This window comes from Polaromonas eurypsychrophila (genome assembly GCF_014641715.1).
In the GTDB taxonomy this organism is placed as follows: Bacteria; Pseudomonadota; Gammaproteobacteria; order Burkholderiales; family Burkholderiaceae_C; genus Polaromonas; species Polaromonas eurypsychrophila.
This window is the reverse complement of record NZ_BMIG01000001.1, coordinates 158,368-180,361: the sequence shown is the minus strand read 5'-3', so window position 1 is coordinate 180,361 and position 21,994 is coordinate 158,368. Positions and strand designations below refer to the sequence as shown.

General features: G+C 62.8%; 24 protein-coding genes. 11 read left to right on the top strand and 13 right to left on the bottom strand.

Annotated features, from left to right (window positions below; all coding sequences use genetic code 11):
- Nucleotides 1-623: 623 nt before the first annotated feature.
- From IEX16_RS00885 to IEX16_RS00865, 5 genes are read right to left on the bottom strand one after another with little or no spacing between them, the layout of a single operon-like run.
- Complete coding sequence (locus tag IEX16_RS00885; protein WP_188705664.1) at nt 624-905, bottom strand: YfhL family 4Fe-4S dicluster ferredoxin; 282 nt, start codon at nt 903-905, stop codon at nt 624-626.
- 2 nt (nt 906-907) lie between these two features.
- The gene (coaD, locus tag IEX16_RS00880; protein ID WP_188705662.1) at nt 908-1,402 is read right to left on the bottom strand and encodes a pantetheine-phosphate adenylyltransferase; all 495 of its coding nucleotides are present in this window, start codon (nt 1,400-1,402) and stop codon (nt 908-910) included.
- A gap of 54 nt (nt 1,403-1,456) precedes the next feature.
- Nucleotides 1,457-2,116, bottom strand: coding sequence for a 16S rRNA (guanine(966)-N(2))-methyltransferase RsmD (gene rsmD, locus IEX16_RS00875; protein ID WP_188705660.1), 660 nt, complete (start codon nt 2,114-2,116; stop codon nt 1,457-1,459).
- Nucleotides 2,113-3,474 carry a M16 family metallopeptidase gene (locus IEX16_RS00870; protein WP_188705658.1) on the bottom strand — a complete coding sequence of 454 codons (1,362 nt, stop codon included), beginning with the start codon at nt 3,472-3,474 and terminating at the stop codon, nt 2,113-2,115. The genes rsmD and IEX16_RS00870 overlap by 4 nt, the downstream gene beginning before the upstream one ends.
- Before the next feature lie 34 nt (nt 3,475-3,508).
- Complete coding sequence (locus tag IEX16_RS00865; protein ID WP_188705656.1) at nt 3,509-4,957, bottom strand: M16 family metallopeptidase; 1,449 nt, start codon at nt 4,955-4,957, stop codon at nt 3,509-3,511.
- Between the two features lie 52 nt (nt 4,958-5,009).
- Between IEX16_RS00865 and ftsY the strand changes: the two genes are divergently transcribed.
- Nucleotides 5,010-6,113: a signal recognition particle-docking protein FtsY gene (gene ftsY / locus IEX16_RS00860; RefSeq protein WP_188705654.1), complete on the top strand. Its 1,104-nt coding sequence runs from the start codon at nt 5,010-5,012 to the stop codon at nt 6,111-6,113.
- 12 nt (nt 6,114-6,125) lie between these two features.
- Here ftsY and IEX16_RS00855 read toward each other — a convergent pair whose 3' ends face one another.
- Entirely contained in the window at nt 6,126-7,166 is a 1,041-nt protein-coding gene (locus IEX16_RS00855; RefSeq protein ID WP_188705652.1) for a YeiH family protein, read from the bottom strand.
- The gene (locus tag IEX16_RS00850) at nt 7,163-7,951 is read right to left on the bottom strand and encodes a GntR family transcriptional regulator (RefSeq protein ID WP_229676097.1); all 789 of its coding nucleotides are present in this window, start codon (nt 7,949-7,951) and stop codon (nt 7,163-7,165) included. Before IEX16_RS00850 ends, IEX16_RS00855 begins: the two co-directional genes overlap by 4 nt.
- Nucleotides 7,952-8,070: 119 nt before the next feature.
- Here IEX16_RS00850 and IEX16_RS00845 point away from each other — a divergent pair, with 119 nt between their 5' ends.
- The 9 genes from IEX16_RS00845 (at nt 8,071) to rpoH (ending at nt 16,296) form a co-directional block, all read left to right on the top strand.
- Nucleotides 8,071-8,352 (top strand): flagellar biosynthesis protein FlgA, encoded by a 282-nt coding sequence (locus IEX16_RS00845; protein ID WP_188705647.1) that lies wholly within the window; start codon nt 8,071-8,073, stop codon nt 8,350-8,352.
- A 107-nt stretch (nt 8,353-8,459) separates the two neighbouring features.
- Nucleotides 8,460-9,635 carry a UxaA family hydrolase gene (locus IEX16_RS00840; RefSeq protein WP_188705644.1) on the top strand — a complete coding sequence of 392 codons (1,176 nt, stop codon included), beginning with the start codon at nt 8,460-8,462 and terminating at the stop codon, nt 9,633-9,635.
- 116 nt (nt 9,636-9,751) lie between these two features.
- Nucleotides 9,752-10,762, top strand: coding sequence for an Ldh family oxidoreductase (locus IEX16_RS00835; protein WP_188705642.1), 1,011 nt, complete (start codon nt 9,752-9,754; stop codon nt 10,760-10,762).
- A gap of 103 nt (nt 10,763-10,865) precedes the next feature.
- Nucleotides 10,866-11,324, top strand: a complete 459-nt coding sequence (locus IEX16_RS00830) for an Mpo1 family 2-hydroxy fatty acid dioxygenase (RefSeq protein WP_188705640.1) — start codon at nt 10,866-10,868, stop codon at nt 11,322-11,324.
- 59 nt (nt 11,325-11,383) lie between these two features.
- On the top strand, nt 11,384-11,680 hold the full coding sequence (locus IEX16_RS00825) for a hypothetical protein (protein ID WP_188705638.1): 297 nt from the start codon (nt 11,384-11,386) through the stop codon (nt 11,678-11,680).
- Between the two features lie 134 nt (nt 11,681-11,814).
- Nucleotides 11,815-12,513: a GntR family transcriptional regulator gene (locus IEX16_RS00820; protein ID WP_188705636.1), complete on the top strand. Its 699-nt coding sequence runs from the start codon at nt 11,815-11,817 to the stop codon at nt 12,511-12,513.
- Between the two features lie 41 nt (nt 12,514-12,554).
- A complete protein-coding gene (locus tag IEX16_RS00815; RefSeq protein ID WP_188705633.1) occupies nt 12,555-13,526 on the top strand; it encodes a Bug family tripartite tricarboxylate transporter substrate binding protein in 972 nt (323 codons plus the stop codon).
- Nucleotides 13,527-13,626: 100 nt separating this feature from the next.
- The gene (locus IEX16_RS00810; protein ID WP_188705631.1) at nt 13,627-15,006 is read left to right on the top strand and encodes an MmgE/PrpD family protein; all 1,380 of its coding nucleotides are present in this window, start codon (nt 13,627-13,629) and stop codon (nt 15,004-15,006) included.
- Nucleotides 15,007-15,351: 345 nt separating this feature from the next.
- Nucleotides 15,352-16,296 carry an RNA polymerase sigma factor RpoH gene (rpoH, locus tag IEX16_RS00805; RefSeq protein ID WP_188705629.1) on the top strand — a complete coding sequence of 315 codons (945 nt, stop codon included), beginning with the start codon at nt 15,352-15,354 and terminating at the stop codon, nt 16,294-16,296.
- A gap of 100 nt (nt 16,297-16,396) precedes the next feature.
- On the opposite strand, the gene IEX16_RS00800 is transcribed toward rpoH, so the two are convergent.
- The 5 genes from IEX16_RS00800 to IEX16_RS00780 form a co-directional block, all read right to left on the bottom strand.
- A complete protein-coding gene (locus tag IEX16_RS00800) occupies nt 16,397-17,035 on the bottom strand; it encodes an SCO family protein (protein WP_188705627.1) in 639 nt (212 codons plus the stop codon).
- Complete coding sequence (gene cyoE / locus IEX16_RS00795) at nt 17,032-17,949, bottom strand: heme o synthase (protein ID WP_188705626.1); 918 nt, start codon at nt 17,947-17,949, stop codon at nt 17,032-17,034. Before cyoE ends, IEX16_RS00800 begins: the two co-directional genes overlap by 4 nt.
- Nucleotides 17,946-19,106, bottom strand: a complete 1,161-nt coding sequence (locus IEX16_RS00790; protein ID WP_188705623.1) for a COX15/CtaA family protein — start codon at nt 19,104-19,106, stop codon at nt 17,946-17,948. The genes cyoE and IEX16_RS00790 overlap by 4 nt, the downstream gene beginning before the upstream one ends.
- A 132-nt stretch (nt 19,107-19,238) precedes the next feature.
- Complete coding sequence (locus IEX16_RS00785) at nt 19,239-19,940, bottom strand: redox-active disulfide-containing membrane protein (protein WP_229676096.1); 702 nt, start codon at nt 19,938-19,940, stop codon at nt 19,239-19,241.
- Nucleotides 19,937-20,695, bottom strand: a complete 759-nt coding sequence (locus IEX16_RS00780) for an SURF1 family protein (RefSeq protein WP_188705621.1) — start codon at nt 20,693-20,695, stop codon at nt 19,937-19,939. The genes IEX16_RS00785 and IEX16_RS00780 overlap by 4 nt, the downstream gene beginning before the upstream one ends.
- A gap of 18 nt (nt 20,696-20,713) precedes the next feature.
- Between IEX16_RS00780 and IEX16_RS00775 the strand changes: the two genes are divergently transcribed.
- The gene (locus tag IEX16_RS00775; RefSeq protein WP_188705618.1) at nt 20,714-20,935 is read left to right on the top strand and encodes a twin transmembrane helix small protein; all 222 of its coding nucleotides are present in this window, start codon (nt 20,714-20,716) and stop codon (nt 20,933-20,935) included.
- A 155-nt stretch (nt 20,936-21,090) separates the two neighbouring features.
- Here IEX16_RS00775 and IEX16_RS00770 read toward each other — a convergent pair whose 3' ends face one another.
- Nucleotides 21,091-21,972 carry a cytochrome c oxidase subunit 3 gene (locus IEX16_RS00770; protein WP_188705616.1) on the bottom strand — a complete coding sequence of 294 codons (882 nt, stop codon included), beginning with the start codon at nt 21,970-21,972 and terminating at the stop codon, nt 21,091-21,093.
- Nucleotides 21,973-21,994: the final 22 nt, after the last annotated feature.

Here is a 21,994-nt window from a genome sequence, read left to right as displayed (position 1 = left end):
GCCAGCGCCTCGGTTGCGTGTCGCCTGACTTCCATTAGGCATCACGCTGCGTCTGCGGCTTGCCCACAGTAGTAGTTCAACTCCCCACTCCCACCCCTAACCCCTCCCTCGCCCAGCTGGGCGATGGAGGGGGACAACATGCGGCCGCGTGCGCTTCGCTCGCGTGCACACATGACCGCCGCTTGGGATTCCCGCGCAGGAAGCGCTGCGCGCTTCCTGCACTCCGGATTGAATTCGGTCTTGGTGTTGGTATTTGGTCTTCTCCCCCACCCGTCGGGCTGGGCCGAGGAGCGCAGCCGAAAACGGATCCGGGCGAGCGATTGTCTGAGCGCAGCGAGTTCGAGCTCGACCCCGTTTTCGGCGAGCACCGCAGGTTGCCCGTAGCGAAGCGCAGGGACCCAGACCATCGGGTCGCCTTTTCTTTTGCTTACTTTTCTTTTGGCGACGCAAAAGAAAAGTGAGTTGCCGCCGGGCAACCCCCGGCTTGTTGGTGATCCACGAACAGTGGTGCTTGCCCACGCATGGATCCCGGATCAGGTCCGGGATGACATTCACGGCAGGAATTAGCTATGAATTCAATAGCTTCTCATGCATACCAGACAAGGGCTGTAGCCCCAAAATACTTATAAAACCCGCGACTGAACAGCAGCCGCAGCAGACTCGGCCTGCAAGCGCTGGTACTTCTGCCAGAGCGTTTCCCGGTTCTCGATAAAAGCGGGATTCAGGGGGATGCAGGCCACCGGACAGACTTGCACACACTGCGGTTCGTCAAAGTGCCCGACACATTCGGTGCAGCGCTGCGGGTCGATCTCGTAGATTTCGGGGCCCATGTAGATGGCCTGGTTAGGACACTCCGGCTCGCACACGTCGCAGTTGATGCACTCGTCGGTGATCAGCAGTGCCATGGTCAGCCCTTTTTCTGCACCTGCCGCAGCGCGATGGCAACAGGGGGACTGACCATCTGGGCCACATCACCGCCCAGCTTGCTGATCTCACGCACCAGGGTGCTGCTGATGCATTGCAGCGGCGCATCGGGCAGCAAAAAGACAGTTTCGACCTGGGGCCGCAGCTTGCGGTTCATCGCCGCCATCTGGGCCTCGTAGTCGAAGTCGGTGAGGTTGCGGATGCCGCGCACCACAGCGACAGCCTGCTGGGCGGCGCAGAAATCCATGATCAGCCCGTCGAAGGGCAGGACGCTGACCTGGCTCATGCCGCGCGTCTCGGCCTGCACCTGCGCGATGCGTTCCTCGAGGCTGAACAGTGTTTTCTTGTGGTGGGCCGCTGCCACGCCGATGATCAACGCATCAAACAGGCCTGCGGCGCGCCGTACCACATCGGCGTGACCGAGCGTGAAAGGGTCGAAGGTGCCGGAATAAACAGCAATGCGGGAAGGGGTCGCCATGGACCAATTATGCCCGGCCCCCTGCGCCGCCGCGTGTCCCTGCGGCCCGCAGGGCTACGCAGCGGTGTTGCCGCTGCGGACCAGCAAATGGAAATGCACCGCGCCGGCCTTGCCGCTGCGATGCACCCTCAAGCCGTAATCTGCCAGTGCCTCGTCGTCCCAGGGATGGGGCGCTTCCAGGTAGACATAACCCGGCTCGGCCACCGCCTGGGCCGCCGCCTTGAGCGCGCCCTCGAACAGCGGCGAATCAAAGGGCGGATCGAGAAACACCAGTTGCTGGCTGCCCGGGGACTGTCGCCTGAGCAACGCGATGCCGTCGCCACGTTCGACCTTGACCATGGCCGCCTGCAGCTTGAGCTGCGAGGCCTTCAGGCGCGTGATCAGGCCCGGGTCCTGCTCGCAGAGCAGCACCTCGGCCGCGCCGCGCGAGGCGGCTTCGAAACCCAGCGCGCCAGTGCCAGCGAACACATCCATACAGCGCCAGCCCGTGAGGTCCTGGCCCAGCCAGTTAAAGACGGTTTCGCGCACGCGGTCCGGCGTAGGCCGCAGGCCGGGCTTGTCGGGCACCGGCAACTTCGTGCGTTTGTACTGCCCGCCGATGATGCGGATCTCGCCGGGCGGCACCGACTTGCGGGCAACCACCTTGCCCGATTTGGCGCGTGCGGCAGGCTTTTTTTCAGCAGCCGGCGCGGCTTTGGCAGGGGTGTATTTCATGGCGCGGCTCCGACGGTCACGGTCACCATTTTTCCGGGCTGCAGCTTGCGTGCAAAAGCGGTCTGGATGTCTGCGGCGCTGACTTTTGCGATCCGCGCGGTCCAGTTGTCCAGGTAATCGAGTGACAAATCGTTCCAGGCGATGTTCGACAAATTGCCCAGCAGCTTGAGGTTACTGTCGATCAGCAGGGGGAAACCGCCGATCAGGTTGTCTTTCGCAGCCTTGAGTTCGGCAGCGGTTGGGCCTTCGGCCACAAACTTCGCCAGCACCTGGCGCGACACTTCGATGGCCTGCGCGGCCTGGTCAGGCCGGGTCTGCAGGCCGATGGTGAAAGCGCCGGCATGGCGGCCCGGCGAAAAGCCGCTGTAGACGCTGTAACTCAGGCCGCGTTTTTCGCGCACCTCCTCGGTCAGGCGCGAAACAAAACCGCCGCCACCCAAAATGTAGTTGCCGACCGTGATGGCGAAAAAGTCCGGGTCGTTGCGTTTGAAGCCGGGTTGGCCCATCAGCACATGCGCCTGCGCGGAATCGAAGGGAATGCGCAGCTCTCGCGCGGCCTGCAGCGGCTGCACCTCGACCACCGGCCGCAGTACTGCTGCCGCGGCGCAATCGCGTGCCGGCAGACGCGCCAGCAACGCGGCCACCAGACCATCGGCCTGCGCGCGCGTGACTGCGCCGACGATACTGACACGGGCGTTGCAGCGCGTGAAGTAGGCCGCGTGAAAAGCCCGCATGTCGGCCACGCTGATGCGCTCCAGGCTGGCCGGCGTGACTTCATGGCCATAGGGATGGTCACCATAAACTGCCTTGCCGTAGGCGCGAGAAGCCACGCTGCCCGGCCGGGTATAGGACTCCTTTAATTGCGCCAGCAATCGCTGCCTGTCGCGTTGCCAGACATCGGCGGGAAAGGACGGCTCGGCAATTTGCCGCGCTGCGAGCGCCACCGCCTGGTTCAGTAACTCCAGCTCGGTCAGGCTGCGCAGTGAAAAGCTGAAGCGGTCGGACCCGGCCGACGCGCCGAACGCCGCGCCCAGATCGGCCCAGGCCTCACCCAGTGCGTTTTCATCGAGGGCAGGCTCGCTGCCGCGCGCCGCCACACCTTTGGAAAACAGACCGGCCGCTGCACTGGCCAGGCCGGCCTGGTCGGCACCCACACGCCGGCTTCCGGCATCGAAATCCAGCTGCACGTCCACCATGGCAATCGCCGGGCTTTCCACCAGGTAGACCCTGGCTCCGCCAGGCTGCGTCCACTGCTGCACGGGAATGGCCGCCATCGCCGGCATATAAGAAAAAAAGCCTGCAGCCCATGACAGGCATGCGCAAACAGCTCTTGTTTTGATAGCAAATTTCACAAACATGTCCCGGAAAATCGATGAAAAATAAGCCTGCAGTTCAATGGCGGACCGCTGCGGCCGGTGCACGCATCTGGCGCGACGGGTCCGGCGGCTGCGGCAGCAGGGTCGCAATGGTCAGCTGGTCGTCGCCGAAATAACGCGCGGCCACCGCCTGGACTTCAGCGGCCGTGATGCTGCGCAACTGGCTGATCAGGCGTTCGTCGGTGTCCAGCGGCAGGCCGTTGATCCAGTAGGAGCCGAGCTGGCGCGCCTGGTTGAACACCGCGTCGAGCTTGTAGGTCTCACTGGCGATCCACTGCGTCTTGACGCGTTTGAGTTCGGCCTCGCTGACACCTTCGCTGGCCACGCGCGCAACCTGCGCGCGCAGGGCATCGCTGACCTGCTGCGCGGTCTTGCCCTCGGCCGGCACGCCGTCAAGCGAAAACAGCTGCGGCCCGCGACCGATCAGGCCGTTGGAAGCGCCGGCGCTGTCAGCCAGGCGCTGCTCGCCCTGGGTCAAGGCGCGGTCCAGGCGCGCTCCGCTGTAACCATCGAGCACCGCCGACAGCACCGTCAGCGCGAGCGCATCCCGGTTGAAGGCGTCACCCGTGCCGGCGCCCGCCCCGGGCGTGCGCAGGCCAGGCACCTTGAAGGACAGGCTGACATAGGCCTGGCTGGCAGGCGCCTTGAAGTCGAGTCTGCGCAAGCCGGTCTGCACCGGCTCCACACGCGGCTTGCGTGCAGGCACCGGGCTGGCCGCGATGCCACCGTAATATTTCTCGGCGAGCAGCCGCACTTGCGCCACATCCACATCGCCGGCCACCACCACCGCCGCGTTGGCAGGCACATACCAGCGCCGGTAAAAGGCGCGCGCGTCATCAGGTGTCATCGCATCCAGGTCGCTCATCCAGCCCACCACCGGCCGCCGGTAAGGCGAGGCCAGAAAGGTGATGGCGTTGGCGTTTTCGTACATCAGCGCGCGCGGCGAGTCTTCGGTGCGCAGGCGGCGCTCTTCCTTGACCACTTCGAGCTCGCGTTTGAACTCCTCGTCCACCCACTGGTTGCGCGCAAAGCGGTCGGCTTCCAGGCGCATAACGTCTTCAAGTTTGTCCGAGGGAATTTGCTGGTGGTAGCCGGTGGCGTCGCGCGAAGTGAAGGCATTGTCGCGGCCACCCAGCGCAGCCACACGGCGCGAAAACTCGCCGGGCTTGAGGCTGGGCGTGCCCTTGAACATCATGTGTTCGAGCACATGCGCCACACCCGTGCTGCCATCAACCTCGTCCATGGCGCCGACCCGTACCCAGAGCATGTGGGCCACAGTCGGGGCGCGCCTGTCGGTCTTGACAATCACGGTCAGGCCGTTGGTCAGCTGGAACTGCGTGACCGGTGCCGCCAGGGCGGTCTGCGACCGGGCGGCAGGGGTAATAACAGGGAGAAGAAAAAGGCACAAGACTAGCGGAAGACAAGCGCTGCGCGATGACGCGGAAGATCGGAAAAATAACCCCATGAAGTGCTGTCCCCTGTGTTTCATAGAATAGTGTGACTCCAAAGCTCACTCAATGTTCAGTTTCTTCAAGAAAAAAAAACCTGCTGACGCCCCCGCTGCCGCACCGGCAGCGCCCCTGCCGTCCCCCTCCCCCGACATCACCGCACCCCGCCCGGGCGGCAGCCTTATCGGCAGTGCGCTGGTCACGCCGATTGAGATCCCGGTGCCCGGTGCCGCGCCGGCCGTGCGCGAACACTGGGTCAGCAAACTCCGATCCGGTCTGAACAAGACCGGCGCCAGCATCTCGGGCGTATTCACCGGCACCCAGATTGACGAGGCGCTGTACGAGGACCTGGAATCTGCCCTGCTGATGGCCGACAGCGGCACGGGCGCCACGGCCTACCTGCTCGACGAGGTCAGGCGACGCGTCAAGGACAGCGGCGTGACCCATCCGGTGGCCGTCAAGAACATCCTGACCGATGCCCTCACCCAATTGCTCAAACCGCTGGAGCAGGCGCTGGTGATCGGCGAATTCAAACCCACGGTGATCATGGTCGCGGGCGTCAATGGCGCAGGCAAAACCACCTCCATCGGCAAGCTCACGCGGCACCTGGCCAACGAAGGCGCATCGGTGCTGCTGGCGGCGGCAGACACCTTTCGCGCGGCCGCACGCGAGCAGCTTGAGGTCTGGGCCGACCGCAACAGAGTCGAAATCGTCAGCCAGGAAGGCGGCGACCCGGCGGCCGTGAGTTTTGACGCGGTGAGTGCCGGCAAGGCCCGGGGCAAGGACGTGGTGCTGGTTGACACGGCGGGCCGGCTGCCGACGCAACTGCACCTGATGGAAGAGCTGCGCAAGATCAAGCGGGTGGTCAGCAAAGCTGACAGTACAGCTCCCCACGAGATTATTCTGGTCATTGACGGCAACACCGGCCAGAACGCGCTGAGCCAGGTCAAAGCCTTTGACGACATCCTGCAACTGACCGGCCTGATCGTGACCAAGCTCGACGGCACGGCCAAGGGCGGTGTGCTGGCCGCCATTGCACTGTGGGCGCGCGAGCGCGCAAAAGCCTCGCCGGGCCTCAAGCCGGTGCCGGTGTATTTCATCGGTGTCGGCGAAAAACTTGAAGATCTCGAAACCTTTAACGCACGCGAATTTTCGCAGGCCCTGCTGGCATAGAGCCACCGTGGCTCAGGCTGTGCCCAAGCCCAGCAGCAACACGCCGGCCACCACAAAAGCCACGATAAACACCGTCTCGCCCAGCAGCAAGGCCACTGGTTTCCAGCCAAGCTTGAGCAGGTCTTCAAAACTGGTTTTGACACCGGCTGCGGCAATCGCCGTCACCAGCATCCAGCGCGAAGCATCGCCGGCAAACTGCGCCATGTCGGCAGTGATGGTGCCCACGCTGGCCAGCATCACCAGCACGATGAAGGCCAGCAAAAAGCCGGGAATCAGCGGGACTTCGGTGTCCGGCGTCTTGACGCCCGGATGATTGCGGTACAGCACGGCGATCACCAGCACCACCGGCATCAGCAGCATCACGCGAAACAGCTTGACCAGCGTCGCGGTATCACCAGCCTGCAGCCCCAACATCATGCCCGCAGCCACCACCTGGGCCACATCGTGGATGGAGCCGCCGAGCACAATGCCGGCCTGCGCCGGCGTCAAGCCGATGGCATTCAGGCTGAACGGGTAAATCACCATGGCCACGGTGGACAGCACGGTCACGCCGACCACGGCCAGCAAGGTGAAGCGTTCGTTCTCGCGGGTTTGCGGCAACACCGAGGACACCGCCAACGCAGCCGACGCGCCACAGATGGCCACGGCACTGCCAGTCAGCACGCCTTCATCGCGCGCGCAGCCGAGCCAGCGCGCCAGCAGCAGGCCAAACACCATCGTCAGCAGCACTGCCAGCACCATCAGCAACGCTGTCTTCGGGCCCAGTTCAGCCACCTGCGCAAACGTGATGCGTGCGCCCAGCAAGGCCACGCCCACGCGTAGCACGGTGCGACCGCAGAAGTTGATGCCCGCGACCACCCGCGCATCGTCGTTGAGAAAATGAAACGCCAGGCCGATCAGCAGCGCATACAGCAGTTGCGGGCCGCCGTAATGTTCGGACACAAAGGTGGCCGCCAGCGCGATCACCCCACACACCAGCACGCCCGGAAAGTGCAGGCCCAGTTTCGCGCGCCAGCGGCGCGGCAGTTCACGCAGGGCCGCACCCCGGCTCATGGTGTCTTCGACAACATGCTGACGTAGTCGTGCGCCTGGGTGTTGATGGTGGAGATACGGTACTCCACCGGCCGGTCACCAAAGGTCAGCGCCAGCCGGTGCACCTCCATCACCGGCGCACCAGCCGCCACACCCAGTACGCGCGCCACTGCCCTCCCCGCTGCGACCGCGCGGGCCCGCTCCTGGGCGCGCAGCACCGTGATGCCAAAATCGGTCTGGAACAAGGCGTAAATCGTGCTCGGCCGCTCGGAAAAGCGTTTTTCGGTGAGGTGGCGGAATATGGCTGCGGACAGGGCCAGCCGGTCGTGCAACACCACGCGACCCCGCAGCGCCAGCTTGTTTTCTATCCGGAACACGGCGTCGCCGGGTTTGATGCGCAGGGCCCGCGCCTCGGCCTCGTCGGCCTTGTCACGCGCAAAGGCGATGCAGTCGATATCGGGGAAAACCTGCTCGCGCGACATGTCATCCTCCGGGTCCCAGCGCGGCTCCACGTGGAAAAACTGGAACATGAAGCGCGCGCGGTTGTGCGGCGCCACAAAGGTACCCTTGCCCTGGCGCCGCACCAGCACATGCTCATGCACCAGTTCATCGACCGCATGGCGCAGCGTGCCTACACTGACCTTCAGCGCAAGCGCCAGCGTGGCCTCGCTGGGCAGAGGTTTCCCCGGACCATAGTGGCCGTCCTCGATGATTTTTTGCAATTCGCGCTTGACCTGGCGGTACAGCGGCAGCGAATCGTTCGCCGGCGAAGTTTTTAATGGAACCGTTTTGTTTTTGACCTGCACCGCACTATTGGAACATTGCCGTCCGGCATTGGACAAGTCATTTATATGAGTTGATTGACAAGGTTTTTCGGGTGCCTAGACTGGCGACTCGATTCAACTTCGGACTTCTGGAAAAACCAATGATTCATTTTGTATTGCATGACGCCAAGGACACCGTTGCAGTCGTCGTTGTGGAAGGTGTGAAGTCCGGCATGGACATGACCGGCTGGATCATGGACGAAGACCGCATGATCAATGTGAAGGCACAGCAGGACATCCCGATTGGCCACAAGGTGGCGCTCAAGGACATGACCACCGGCGATACCGTCTGGAAGTACGGCATCGACATGGGCAAGGTGGTCGCCGACATCAAGGCCGGTCAGCACGCGCACGTGCATAACATAAAAACCAAGAGATGGTAACCCCCCGAAGCGGCCTGCGTCCGCCTCCCCCCAGGGGGCATCGCCAGTGGCCTGGCAAAGCCAGATCCACGGCGATCGCTGAAAAATAATTCATCAAGGAACCATTCATGTCAGTGATCGATAAAAACACCACCTTCCTCGGCTACCGCCGCGAAAACGGACGCGTCGGCGTTCGCAACCACGTCATCATTCTTCCGCTGGACGACTTGTCCAATGCCGCCGCTGAAGCCGTGGCCCACAACATCAAGGGCGCGATGGCCATTCCGCACCCCTACGGCCGCCTGCAGTTCGGCGCCGACCTGGAGCTGCATTTCCGCACCCTGATTGGCGCCGGCTGCAACCCCAACGTCGCGGCCGTCGTGGTCATTGGCATCGAGGACAGCTGGACCAAAAAAGTGGTGGACGGCATTGCCACTACCGGCAAACCGGTGGTGGGCTTTGGCATTGAAGGCCACGGCGACCACGAGACCATCATGCGGGCCTCCAAAGCGGCCCGTGAGTATGTGCAGTGGGCCAGCGAAAAGCAGCGCGAAGTCTGCCCGATCTCCGAACTCTGGGTCTCCACCAAATGCGGCGAGTCGGACACCACCTCCGGCTGCGGCGCCAATCCGACCGTCGGCAACGCCTTCGACAAGCTGCATCCGCTGGGCAACTACCTGTGTTTCGGTGAAACCTCCGAGATCACCGGCGGCGAAAAAATTGTGGCCGAGCGCTGCGCGACGGACGAAATCCGCGACCAGTTCATGTTCATGTTCAACCGCTACCAGGCCATGATCGACCGCCATAAGACCAGCGACTTGTCGGACTCGCAGCCGACCAAGGGCAACATCGCCGGCGGCCTGACCACCATTGAGGAAAAGGCGCTCGGCAACATCCAGAAAATTGGCAAGAAATGCACGGTGGACGGTGTCATCGACAAGGCCGAGATGCCAACGCATCCCGGCCTGTGGTTTATGGACTCGTCGAGCGCCGCTGCCGAGATGGTCACACTCTGCGCCGCCTCCGGTTATGCCGTGCACTTCTTCCCCACTGGCCAAGGCAATGTCATCGGCAACGCGATTGTCCCGGTCATCAAGATCTGCTCCAACCCGCGCACCGTGCGGCTGATGAGCGAACACATCGACGTGGACACCTCGGGCCTGCTTCAGCGCGAGATCACGCTGGACCAAGCTGGCGACAAGCTGCTGGAAAGCATGCTGCGCACGGCCAACGGGCGCTTTACGGCGGCCGAAGCGCTGGGCCACCGCGAATTTGTTTTGACGCGTCTGTTCGAAAGCGCGTGAATATGGCCCCCACGCTTGTCGCTTCGCGAGCCTCCGGCGATACGCTGCCCCAGTCCTTGTCAAAAGGGGCTGTGCCTGCCCGGGGCGGCCCTTCGCTGCGCACACGGGCCTGAGCCATGGCCCACATGTCCATTGAAGAAGCAAGCCGCCTTGCGGCGCGCGCTCTGCGCAACGCGGGCGCGGGCGAAGCCATGGCAGGCAGCACCGCGCGGGCGCTGGTGCGCGCCGAAGCGCAGGGCCTGACCTCACACGGGTTGAGCCGCGTGGTGCAGTACGCCACGCACCTGCGCAATGGCCGCGCCGACGGGCAGGCGTTGGCGGTGATCGCCCGCCACAGGGGTGCAGCGCTGCTGGTCGATGCAAAACAGGGATTGGCTTTTCCAGCTTGCGATCTCGCTGTCGCCACCGCCATCACCACGGCGCAATCACTGGGCGTGTGTTTTGCGGGTGTGACCAACAGCCACCACTGCGGTGTGCTGGTCGATCACCTGCGCGCGGTGGCCGATGCCGGCATGGTTGGCCTGGGCTTTGCCAACTCGCCTGCAGCCATGCCGGCGGCTGGCGGCAAACACCCGATTTTCGGCACCAACCCGGTGGCTGCAGCATTTCCGCGCCGCCATGCCGCCCCCCTGATGATTGATCTGTCGCTCAGCGAAGTAGCGCGCGGCAAACTGATGGTCGCGGCCAAAGAGGGCCGGCCGATTCCTCTGGGCTGGGCATTGGACAGCCAGGGCCAGCCGACCACCGACGCGAAGGCCGGGCTGGCTGGCTCCATGCTACCGCTGGGCGCCGTCAGCAGCTCCAAAGGTTCGATGCTGGCGCTGATCGTCGAGTTGCTGGTGACCGCCGTTGTAGGCGCCCAATTCGGCTTTGAAGCGTCCTCGTTTTTTGTTGATGAAGGCAATGCGCCCCGCATCGGCCAGGCCTTTGTGGTGATCGATCCCGGCGCACTGGCCGGTCGCGATGTGTATGACGAACGCATGGAGACGCTGATCAGCGAAATGCTGCTTGACGACGGGGTGCGCCTGGCCGGTGCACGCAGAACCAGTCTGGAGCAACAGGCAAATCAGGCGGGGCTGACGATTGCGGACGCCCTGAAAAACCAGCTCGACCTGCTGGCGGCATAGGGCAGCCGCCCCGACGGACGGTGATTCCCCGAATGGCAGCTGCCACCTGAATGCTTTAAAGTGACCTCTTCTCCGGACCCTTATACCGGCTGTGGAGGCCACCATGAACACCACCGTTTCTCCCAATGCCCACGGCGTCCGCCGGGTTGACCAGTTGCTGGCGCACTACGAAGAAAGCCACCGCAATCCAAAAAACGAACTGATCCATTTCATCGCCATCCCGCTCATCATGCTGAGCCTTGTCGGCATGATGTTTGCGCTTCACCCCTATGTCGCTTATGCCTTCATCGCGGCGAGCATGGTGTATTACATGCGCCTGTCGCTGGTATTCCTGGTCACGATGGTGCTGTGGTCGCTGTTGATTGTGGCGCTGGTGTTTGCCATGGGGCCTTGGGTGCTGGAACTGTCGGTTGCGATTTTTATCGGCGCCTGGGTGCTGCAGTTCGTTGGCCACAAACTGGAAGGCAAGAAGCCTTCGTTCTTTGAAGATATTCAGTACCTGTGGGTCGGCCCCTTGTTTGTGCTGAGCAAACTTTTCACCAAACTCGGCCTGCGCTGGTAACTTGAAGTGCAAGCATTCAGCCACATGTAATCCAAACTGGTTTTATCGGGAATAAACACTTGCCTTCTTTCATCAACCGCGTCCTGCGGTTTGCCCTGCGTCTGATCCTGTGGGTATGTGCGGCCGTTTTTGCAATCAGTCTGCTGGCGGCCAGTCTGGTCCTGATTGCCCTGGGCCTGCTCAAGGCCCTGATCACCGGCAAGAAACCCCAGCCCATGGTGTTCGGACGCTTCCGGAAGGTTTCTCCTGGCGCTTTCTGGCCCGGCGCCGGCGCACGGGGCGCAGCCCCCGTGCGCGAGGCCGATGTGGTGGATGTTGAAGTGCGCGAAATACGCGACGACAAACGCCTGCCCTGAGGCTCCCGTCTCTGCCTCTGCCTCCCTCACTTCCCTGTTTGTACTGCGTTCCAAACGCATTCCGCATGATCACGGCGGGTGGTCTTTTTTGTAAGTATTTTCGTATACGATATATCAAATCTCAGATTGATCCCATGCTGCCCTGGCTCACCGAATCTTCCGCCGACCGTTTTAACGACGTTCGTGACACCTCCTTGGCCAAACTGGTCAAGGGTGACATGTTGTCGCTGATCCTCAAGGGAGTGCTGGTGCCCGGTCAACGCATCAACGAGCCCGATGTCGCTGCCCGTCTCGGCGTTTCACGTGTGCCGGTGCGTGAAGCGCTGCGCGAGCTCGAAAGCTCCGGCCTGGTCGTTGCGCGCAAACATGCGGGCGTGTTTGTGCGCCAGCTCGACGCACCCGAGATCCGCGACCTCTACCAGATGCGCAGCCTGCTCGACGGTTTTGCCGGGCGCCAGGCAGCGCAATTACCTGCTTCTGACAAAACCGCTTTGCTTGAAATTCTTGAAGACGCCGCCCTGGCCATGAAAGATGCTGAGAGCCGACACGAAGTCCAGCGTTATTACGGCGAGAACCTGCGTTTCCACTGGGCGCTGATCGAAGCCACCGGCAACCAGACCCTGGCCGACAGCTACCGCGGCATCGTGCAAAAGCTGCACCTGTCGCGCCTGAAAAACCTGTCGCACGACTACGGCATGCAGGCTTCGATTGCCGAACACCTGGAAATCGTCCAGGCCGTGCGTGACGGCGATCCGCAGCGTTGCGAAGCCCTGATGGCACACCATGTGAGTGATGCCTTCCGGCGCCTGGTCGATGCGGCACCAGCGCCCTGATTTTTTTACCCGCTTTATAAAAACCACCCCGGAGACACCTCATGAAACGACGCACCCTTCTTCAGGCAGCGCCAGCGCTGCTGGGCCTGCCCAGCCTTTCCCGTGCGCAGGCGGCCTACCCCTCCAAGGCCATCCGCTACATCGTGCCGGTATCGGCCGGCGGCGGCAGCGACATGGTCGGCCGCACAGTGACCGAGCGCTGGGGCAATCTGCTGAAGCAAAATTTTGTGGTGGACAACCAGGGCGGCGGCGGCGGCGTGATCGCCTGCCAGGCGGCGGCGCGTGCGGCGCCCGACGGCTACACGCTGCTGCAGGGTTATGTCGCCACCCACGGCACCAGTCCGGCGACCCGCAAGCTCCCCTATGACGCCATCAAGGACTTCACGCCGATCGGCATGATTGGCGGCACGCCCAATGTGCTGGTGGTCAATGCCTCGCTGCCTGTGAACAACATCCGGGAATTCATCGACTACGTGAAAAAGAACCCTGGCAAAGTCAGCTACGGCTCGGCCGGACAGGGCTCGCTCACCCACCTGACGATGGAGTTGTTCAAGCAGCAGATCGCCTCCTTCATGGTGCACATTCCCTACCGCGGCATTGCGCCGGCGTTCACCGACCTGATCGGCGGCCAGACCCAGGCCATGTTCCCGGGCCTGGCTGCCGCCGTGCCGCACATCCGCTCGGGCCGGGTGCGCCCATTGGCCGTGACGGGGCTGCAGCGCCACCCTCAGTTCAAGGACCTGCCGACGCTGGACGAGTCCGGCTTCAAGGGTTTTGACGCGCAGCAGTGGTACGGCGTGGTTGGCCCGGCCGGCATGCCTGCCCCCATCGTGAAGCAGCTCAACGACACCCTGGCCACGGTGCTGCGCGCACCTGACCTGCGCGAAAAACTCTCGGTCGAGGCGATCGAGCCGCAGGTGATGACGCCGGAACAGTTCGGCAACTTCATCAAGGCCGACATTGCGCGCTGGACCCAGCTTGCCCGCGCCCGCGGGATTCAGCTCGACAGCTGACATTACAAGCAAAACAGACCTCTAGCCCATGTCCCATGGGCGTGAGCAGCTCCTTTTTTTATAGCGCTTTAAACCTCTGGCAGTTTTGCCGAAAGAACCCATGGCCCGCAATACCCAGGTCGTCGCCGACCACAACGCCCCGCCCGTCACCCAGATCCTGGCCAAACAAGTCGCCACCCATCCCGGCTTTCTGGCCGGCGGCTGGAGCGCTGCTGTAGATCACGAGGCGCACCGCACCTTCATGAACTGGTTCGGCTGCGCCGTCGGCGCCGCCAAGCACGAAGCTGCCGACGCGGCGCTCGCCGCCGTCAACATGCTGCAACCCGCTCCGCAGGCCAGCGTGCTGGGCCGCGCCGGCAAGGTCGACATGGCCAGCGCCGCCCTCATCAACGGCATCACCTCGCACACCTTTGACTTCGACGACACCCATCTGAAAACCATCATCCACCCGGCCGGGCCGGTGGCCTCGGCGGTGCTGGCACTGGCCGAACACACGGGCGCTTCAGGCCGCGAACTGATCGACGCGCTGGTGCTGGGAATTGATGTCTCCTGCCGCGTCGGCAACGCCATGTACCCTGAACATTACGACCGTGGCTGGCACATCACCGGCTCGACTGGCACGCTGGGCGCCGCAGCCGCCTGCGCGCGCCTGCTCAAGCTCGATATGCAGAAAACCGCGATGGCGCTGGGCATCGCCGCCTCGCAGCCGGTCGGCATGCGCGAGCAATTTGGCACCATGACCAAACCCTTTCACCCCGGTGGTGCGGCACGCGCCGGCCTGATGTCGGCGCTGCTGGCCAGCCAGGGTTACACCGCCAGCCCGAAGGCACTGGAAGCGCCGCGCGGCATGATGCAAACGGTCTCGACCAAAAACGACTGGCGCGAAATCACCGATGAGCTCGGCCAGCGCTTTGAAATTTCCTTCAACAGCTACAAACCCTTTGCCTGCGGCATCGTGATCCACCCCAGCATCGACGCCTGCGCCCAGTTGCGCGCGCAAGGCGTGACGCCGGAACAGATCGCCAGCATCGAGCTCAAGGTGCATTCGCTGGTGCTCGAGCTCACAGGCAAGAAGGAGCCGCAGGACGGCCTGCAGGCCAAGTTCAGCGTTTACCACGGCTGCGCCGCCGGCCTCACCTTCGGCCGCGCGGCCGAGGACGAGTTCTCCGACGAGATCGTCAACCGGGCCGACATGGTGGCGCTGCGTCGCAAGGTGGTGGCCACGGTGGACGATTCCATCGACGAAGCCAGCGCCGACGTGACCGCCGTGCTGACCGACGGCCGGCGCGTGCATGTGTTTGTCGAACATGCCATCGGCTCGCTGCAGAACCCGATGACTGACGCCATGCTGGAAGCCAAGTTCAGCGGCATGTCGAACGCGGTCATCGGTGCGACTAAAACAGTCGATCTGATCCAGGCCTGCTGGGCGGTGGGCACGGCCACGGATGTGCAGACGCTGACCGCGCTGGCGCGTCCCTGAGAAACCCTCGCGCCGCCCGGAGCCTGGGCGGCAAACGGAACGTCGGCTGCAAAGCGGCCACAGCGGTCCAATTTTCAACGCCTTCTGCCGCCCAGTCTCCTGGCCCAGCCTTGCCACGCAAAGCCAAGGGAGACTGAGCGCCAGTACGCGCGGGTTTGGACGCCGCGCGGTCTGGCTGCTTTCCTACACGGCTTGGCTGAACCAAAGTTCAGGATCAGGTCTCCAACAGGGGACGGTTAAGCGGTTACGCGCATAGCCTGACCCTATTCAAGTCATTGAACCTATTGCTTAGCACTCTCTCCAACAGAGTGCTAATATTTGACTTCAGAAAAGGAGTTTTGCCTCATGTCCTATGCGCTTTCCCCCAAAGTGACACCCGCCAGCACGGCCTTGGCGAGCGCCAATCCGTGGTCGCTGCTGCCGCCTCTGGGCAATCTGGACGCTTATATTTCGGCGGTAAATCGCCTGCCCATGCTCACTTTGGAGCAGGAGCAGGAGTTTGCGCGCAGTCTGAAGGACAACAATGACCTGGACGCAGCCGGTAAGTTAGTGCTCTCTCACTTGCGCCTGGTGGTGGCGACTTCCCGCAAATACCTCGGTTATGGCCTGCCCCACGCCGACCTGATTCAGGAAGGCAATATCGGCCTGATGAAGGCGGTCAAACGCTTCGATCCCGACCAGGGCGTGCGCCTGGTCAGCTATGCGCTGCACTGGATCAAGGCCGAGATGCACGAGTACATCCTGAAAAACTGGCGCATGGTCAAGGTCGCCACCACCAAGGCCCAGCGCAAGTTGTTTTTCAACCTGCGCTCGATGAAGCAGGGTTTCAAGGACGACGCCGATGTGGCGACACACCGCGACACGCTGACGCAGGATCAGATCAACTCGATGGCGAAAACGCTGAACGTCAAGCGTGAGGAAGTCATAGAGATGGAGCAACGCATGTCGGGCCACGATGTGCTGCTGGACCCGAGCCCAAGCGACGACGGTGAAGAGGCCTATGGCCCGATTGCCTACCTGTCGGACGCGACGCAGGAACCGACCCAGTTGATGGAGTCGCGCCAGCGCGACTACCTGGCCAGTGACGGCATTTCAACTGCGCTGGAAGGGCTGGATGATCGCTCACGCCGCATCGTCGAGGAACGTTGGCTCAAGGTCAACGACGACGGGTCCGGCGGCATGACGCTGCACGACCTGGCGGCCGAGTACAAGGTCAGTGCCGAACGGATCCGCCAGATCGAAGTAGCGGCCATGAAAAAAATGAAGAAGGTCCTGGCCGCCTACGCGTGATGGCCTGACACCTTTTGATTGCTGCGGTCACCACTGGCCGCACCCAAAGCCTGCATACGACCATCGTGTGCAGGCTTTTTTTTGCCGGTCAGGGGAGGACTTAGCTTCCTTTGAGCAGGAGCTTGACGTCGGCCGCCAGTGCCGGCGCACCGCTCCCGTAACGGCTGTACAGGCGCACCCGGCCCTGCGGGTCGAACACATAACTGCCGGCCGAATGGTCCAGGGTGTAGGCCCCCGGGGTCTTGCCGTCGACCTTTTTGTAGAAAATCTTGAAGTCTTTCGCGACTTGCGGGAGCTTGTCCAGCGCCGGGCGCAAGGCCAGAAAGCTCGGGTCGAAGTTGGTCATGTAGGCCTTGAGCACCTCGGGCGTGTCGCGCTCGGGGTCCAGCGAAACAAACAGCCCCTGCAGGCGGTCGCCGTCGGTACCCAGCATCTTTTTGATCTCGGCCAGCTCGGCCATGGAGGTCGGGCAAACATCCGGGCACTGGGTGAAGCCGAAAAACACCACCACCACCTTGCCGGCGAAATCCTTGATGCTGCGCATCTGCCCGTTGTGGTCGGCCAGCGCAAAGTCTTTCGCGTAATCGGCGCCGGTGATGTCGATGCTGACGAACTGCGGTTTGGTCTCGGTGCAACCGGATAACAAGCCAAAAAGGCCTCCAGCCCCTGTCCAGAATGCACCACCAGCTATTAACTTGATAGCATTCCGTTTGCTGGAAGAAGTCGGGGAGAAGCTCATACGAGGTAGTGGTCCAGCAGCAGCGCCGCAAACAAAACAGACAGGTGAATCAGCGAAAAGCGGAAGGTCTTGCGCGCCAGCGCGTCCGAATAATTGCGCCACAGCTTCCACGCATACCAGCTGAAGCCGAAGCTCAGCGCTATGGCCACCACCAGGTAGAGCCAGCCGCTCATCTTGAAGACAAAGGGCATCAGGCAGGCCGCAAACAGCACCAGGGTGTAAAGGAAGACCTGCAGGCGTGTGAATTCGTTGCCGTGGGTCACCGGAAGCATCGGCAGGCCGGACTTGCGGTAGTCTTCCACCCGATACAGCGCCAGCGCCCAGAAGTGCGGCGGCGTCCACAGGAAGATGATCAGGAACAGGATCAGCGCCTCGGGCGTCACGCTGCCGGTCATCGCGGCCCAGCCCAGCACCGGCGGCATCGCGCCGGAAGCACCGCCGATCACGATGTTTTGAGGTGTCAGCGGTTTCAGGATCACGGTGTAGACCACCGCGTAGCCGACAAAGGTGGCAAAGGTCAGCCACATGGTCAGCGGGTTCACCCAGACATAGAGAATCACGGAACCGGCGGCGCACAGCAGGCTGGAAAAAGCCAGCGTCAGCGGATTGCTGATCTGCCCCTGCGCGGTGGCGCGCCAGGCCGTGCGTTTCATTTTCGAATCGATTTTCTGCTCGACCAGGCAGTTGAAGGCCGCAGCAGCCCCGGCCACCAGCCAGATGCCGGCGCAGGCAATCACGGCCAGCTTGATCTCAGCCCAGCCCGGAACACCGGGCACCGCCAGCACCATGCCGATCAACGCGCAGAACACAATAAGCTGCACCACACGCGGCTTGGTCAGCGCGTAGAACTGCGCGAACTTCGACGGCACAAACGCCGGAATTGCCACGGAGGCGGAAGAATCTGAGGAGTTCATAAAGGGGAAGCCCTCAATTTTGACGCACTTGCTGCCTGCGGGACGCGCTGGCTCGAAAAAAGAGCGCCCGTCAGCACCACCACCAATGCGGCCGCGCCGCCGGTGTGCGACACCGCGGCAACCAGCGGCCAGCCCAGCACCACATTGCTCAGGCCGGTGGCGAACTGCCAGAGCGCCAGGCCGCCTACCCAGTTGCCATAAGAACGCATCGCGGGAATCCGCCGCAACTGCCAGGCCAGTGCCAGCAAGGCGGCAAACACGATATAAGCGGCGAGCCGGTGCACATAGTGAATGGCGGTCAGCGCCTGGAAGCTGATGTTGTTACCGTCCAGCCCAGCGCCCAGCGCGCGCCAGAAGGTGAAGCCTTCGCGGAAGTCCATGGCCGGCCAGAAGCTGCCCTGGCAGGCCGGAAACTCGCTGCAAGCCAGCACCGCATAGTTGGTGCTGACCCAGCCGCCCAACGCAATCTGCAGCCACAACAGCAAAAAGGTTGCTGTCAGCAACAGCCAGACGCCCTTTGACAAAAGCACCGTCCGCGTGGCGTCATGCGCCTGCGCGTAACGCACGGCTTGGGCCTGCAGCAAGGCCAACAGGATCAGCCCGCCCAGCAGGTGCAGGGTCACGATCAGCGGAAACAGCTTCATGGTCACGGTCAAAGCGCCGAAAGCCCCCTGAATGCAAACCCAGACCAGTGTGGCCATCGGCCACCAAGCCGACAGAATACTTGCGTTCTGCTGCCCCTTTCGACGGCTCAGCCAGGTGGCCACAGCCAAGGTCAGGATCAACACGCCGACACCGGTGGCCAGGTAGCGGTGGATCATTTCTATCCAGGCCTTGGAATGCGTGACCGGTCCGCTGGGCATGGCGGTCTGCGCCGCGCTGATGGGCTGGCTGGCGCCCACCGGGCTGGCATGGCCGTAACACCCCGGCCAGTCCGGGCAACCGAGCCCGGAGTCGGTCAACCGCGTGAAAGCGCCGAACAGCACCAGGTCAAAGGTCAGGAACAAGGTGAGCAGGGTCAGCACACGCAGGCGCCGCGCCATCGGCTGGTTCTTGTTGCGCAGCCAGACCCAGGCCAGCGGCCCCAGCGCCAGCACCAGGCCCATGCCCATCAGCCGCAGCGCCGGGCTCAGGTTGTAAAGCTCTTGCGTTTCCATGTTTAACAGAAGCGGGTTATTGCGGGTTTCCAGACCAGCAGGAGCCGCGGGTCCGGCTTTGCCGGCCCGCAGGCGCAGCAGCCCCCTCGGGGGGCAGCGTAGTACGCGAAGCGACAAGCGTGGGGGTCATATCTAGCGGCCGGCTTTGTCCCAGGAGGCGGACGCGCGCAGCAGGCGTTCCAGATCGCGCTTGGCCTGCGCCGCACCGGCAGCGTCCATGTCGGCCGGAAAACGCATCATCCAGTTGCCGATCGGGTCCACCACATACAAGTGATCGGAGAGCTTCTGACCAGGCGCGGGCTGCAACCATTGCGCCAGGCCGGCGATGCGGAGCACGGTGGCGCCCTGCAGCGCCGTGTTGAGCGCTGCGGGAATGGCGGTCTCGTCACTTACCAGCCAGACGCGGTCCAGCCGGTCTTTCTCGCGGCCCAGCGACTCGCGCAGCTGGCGCTGAAAATACAGGTGCTGCTGGCAAGCCGCATCGCAGGCGCCGCCGGCCACACTGACGAGCAACCACTGGCCCTTGAGCGCTGGCAAGGCCAGGCGCTGGCCGTCGGTCGTCACGGCGTCCAGGGCCGGCAGCGGCCGTTGCGGATCAATCAGCTCACCGTAGTTGCGCCGACCGTCCGGACGAATTACGTAATAGGTGAAGTAGGAGGCGATCACCGGCGCCGCGCAGACCAGCAGCACGGCCAGCATTTTCCAGCGGCCGGCACGCGTATCGGGCCGCGCGATGGCGGCAGCCGCATCGGCTTGCGGCAGGCTGTGCACAGTCAGATCCAGCGGCTGGTCACGGCCGTCGGGCACGGAGGAAGGAGGCTGGGAAGGTGTCACGGTAAATCGCTATCAAGAACAGAAGGAGGGACAGAAGACCTGCGGCGCGGAAGAAGCAGCTGGAACCAGACATACAGGCCGACCAGCAGCGCGCACAGCGCAAACCACTGGAAGGCATAACCGTGGTGCTTGTCCACGCCGGTGTTGGGCGCCGGCCAGTTGCGCAGCAGGCCCCCACTGGCTGCTCCAGACTGCAGCAGTGAAGCCGGCAGCAAGCGCAAACCGGTTTCGGCGCTGAAGGCCGGCAGATCGAGATTTTGCCGGATACGGCCCTGCACCGCCCCTTCAAACTCATAAAGCTTGGATGGCGGCGGGGCCATGCGGCCGTAGACGGTGACCACACCGGGGGGCGTATCCACCTCGGGCAGCCGCGTGCGGTCGGTGAAGTCGCGCAGCACCCAGCCACGCTGTACCAGGACGGACTGCGTGCTGCCGGCCAGCAGCAAGGGCGTCACCACCCAGAAGCCGGACTTGCCGTCCATGGGCCGGTTGTCCAGGTACACCGTATGCGCGGCCTGCCAACTGCCGCGCACCACGGCCTCACGGTGCATCATATTTGCTATATTTTCAATAGCTGGCAACGCCCGTTCGTCAAGGGCTGGAAGCCTTTTTTGTGCATCAATGGCAGCCTGCAACGCTTGTTTTTGGGCAGCACGACGCATTTGCCACTGGCCCAGCGAAAAGGTCAGTACGACCATCAGCACGGTCGCAAGCGTCAAAACCACAAAACGCGGCTGGAGCAGGCGTGAACTCATGCGCCGATAATCCGGTTCATGAATTACCTCGTTGCACTTGCATTTTTGGCCATCATCGCGAGTCTGGCTTCCGCGCTGTTTTTCATGCTGAAGGACGGTACGGGCGGGAAGGCAAAAACCAGCAACATGGCGCGCGCATTGGCGTTTCGTGTCGGCTTTTCCATCCTGCTGTTTGTCTGCATCCTGATCGCCTGGAAAATGGGTTATATCCAGCCTACCGGCATCCCGGCAGGCAAGTAAAAAGAAAAAGGCCGCCTCAGCGACCTTGCATCCAGAACGGCGTAGCGAGAGCTTGTCAGCCGAGGCGCGGGTGGCCGGGAACCGGAGTGGACTTGAGGTCCATGAGGATTTCCGGACGGGCCCCGCAACGACGGATCACGAACTCGCAGTAACCGTCACATCCAGTACACAAGGATGTACAGGCCCAGCCACACCACATCCACAAAGTGCCAGTACCAGGCCGCGCCCTCAAAACCGAAGTGGCGGTCCGCAGTGAAGTGGCCGCTTTGCAGGCGCAGGGTGATGAACAGCAGCATCAGCATGCCGACAAACACATGGAAGCCGTGAAAACCGGTCAGCATGAAGAAGGTCGAGCCGTAGGCGCCGGACGTCAGTTTCAGGTTGAGATCGCTGTAGGCATGAAAATATTCGTAGCCCTGCACACACAGGAAGATAATGCCCAGCAACACGGTGGCCCACATCCAGGCGATGGTCTTGCCACGGTGGTTTTCACGCAGCGCGTGGTGGGCAATCGTCAGTGTCACGCCCGATGTCAACAGCAAGGCGGTATTGATGGTCGGCAGCCAGAACGGACCCATGGTCGAAAAAGGTTCGATGATGTCGGCGGGCGAACCGGTCGCGCCGACCGCGGAACTGGGCCAGACGGCCTTGAAATCAGGCCAGAGCAGCGCGTTTTCCAGGCTGCCCAGCGCCGGCAGCGAGTGGGAACGCGCCCACCACAGGGCCGTGAAGAAAGCGCCGAAAAACATCACTTCCGAGAAGATGAACCAGCTCATGCTCCAGCGGTAGGACAGGTCGATCTTGTGGCCGTAAAGGCCGCCTTCGCTTTCACGCGCTGCGGCGCGGAACCAGAAGAACAGCACGGTAAGCCACCAGACCATGCCAAAGGCCAGCGAGTACGCGCCCCAGCCGGATCCGTTGATCCACTGGCCTGCGCCCAGAACGACGAAAAACAGGCCAACAGCCGTCATCACCGGGTAGGCCGAAGGCGCCGGGACAAAATAATACGGTGTGCCTGTATGTGCTGCTGAAGACATTTCCAACTCCTGTTTCGCTAAA

Bases quoted from the DNA above. Each gene is read 5' to 3' on its own strand.
- IEX16_RS00885 (WP_188705664.1), bottom strand. From the start codon at position 905: ATGGCACTGCTGATCACCGACGAGTGCATCAACTGCGACGTGTGCGAG.
- coaD (WP_188705662.1), bottom strand. From the start codon at position 1,402: ATGGCGACCCCTTCCCGCATTGCTGTTTATTCCGGCACCTTCGACCCT.
- rsmD (WP_188705660.1), bottom strand. From the start codon at position 2,116: ATGAAATACACCCCTGCCAAAGCCGCGCCGGCTGCTGAAAAAAAGCCT.
- IEX16_RS00870 (WP_188705658.1), bottom strand. From the start codon at position 3,474: ATGTTTGTGAAATTTGCTATCAAAACAAGAGCTGTTTGCGCATGCCTG.
- IEX16_RS00865 (WP_188705656.1), bottom strand. From the start codon at position 4,957: ATGGGGTTATTTTTCCGATCTTCCGCGTCATCGCGCAGCGCTTGTCTT.
- ftsY (WP_188705654.1), top strand. From the start codon at position 5,010: ATGTTCAGTTTCTTCAAGAAAAAAAAACCTGCTGACGCCCCCGCTGCC.
- IEX16_RS00855 (WP_188705652.1), bottom strand. From the start codon at position 7,166: ATGAGCCGGGGTGCGGCCCTGCGTGAACTGCCGCGCCGCTGGCGCGCG.
- IEX16_RS00845 (WP_188705647.1), top strand. From the start codon at position 8,071: ATGATTCATTTTGTATTGCATGACGCCAAGGACACCGTTGCAGTCGTC.
- IEX16_RS00840 (WP_188705644.1), top strand. From the start codon at position 8,460: ATGTCAGTGATCGATAAAAACACCACCTTCCTCGGCTACCGCCGCGAA.
- IEX16_RS00835 (WP_188705642.1), top strand. From the start codon at position 9,752: ATGGCCCACATGTCCATTGAAGAAGCAAGCCGCCTTGCGGCGCGCGCT.
- IEX16_RS00830 (WP_188705640.1), top strand. From the start codon at position 10,866: ATGAACACCACCGTTTCTCCCAATGCCCACGGCGTCCGCCGGGTTGAC.
- IEX16_RS00820 (WP_188705636.1), top strand. From the start codon at position 11,815: ATGCTGCCCTGGCTCACCGAATCTTCCGCCGACCGTTTTAACGACGTT.
- IEX16_RS00815 (WP_188705633.1), top strand. From the start codon at position 12,555: ATGAAACGACGCACCCTTCTTCAGGCAGCGCCAGCGCTGCTGGGCCTG.
- IEX16_RS00810 (WP_188705631.1), top strand. From the start codon at position 13,627: ATGGCCCGCAATACCCAGGTCGTCGCCGACCACAACGCCCCGCCCGTC.
- rpoH (WP_188705629.1), top strand. From the start codon at position 15,352: ATGTCCTATGCGCTTTCCCCCAAAGTGACACCCGCCAGCACGGCCTTG.
- IEX16_RS00800 (WP_188705627.1), bottom strand. From the start codon at position 17,035: ATGAGCTTCTCCCCGACTTCTTCCAGCAAACGGAATGCTATCAAGTTA.
- cyoE (WP_188705626.1), bottom strand. From the start codon at position 17,949: ATGAACTCCTCAGATTCTTCCGCCTCCGTGGCAATTCCGGCGTTTGTG.
- IEX16_RS00790 (WP_188705623.1), bottom strand. From the start codon at position 19,106: ATGGAAACGCAAGAGCTTTACAACCTGAGCCCGGCGCTGCGGCTGATG.
- IEX16_RS00780 (WP_188705621.1), bottom strand. From the start codon at position 20,695: ATGAGTTCACGCCTGCTCCAGCCGCGTTTTGTGGTTTTGACGCTTGCG.
- IEX16_RS00775 (WP_188705618.1), top strand. From the start codon at position 20,714: ATGAATTACCTCGTTGCACTTGCATTTTTGGCCATCATCGCGAGTCTG.
- IEX16_RS00770 (WP_188705616.1), bottom strand. From the start codon at position 21,972: ATGTCTTCAGCAGCACATACAGGCACACCGTATTATTTTGTCCCGGCG.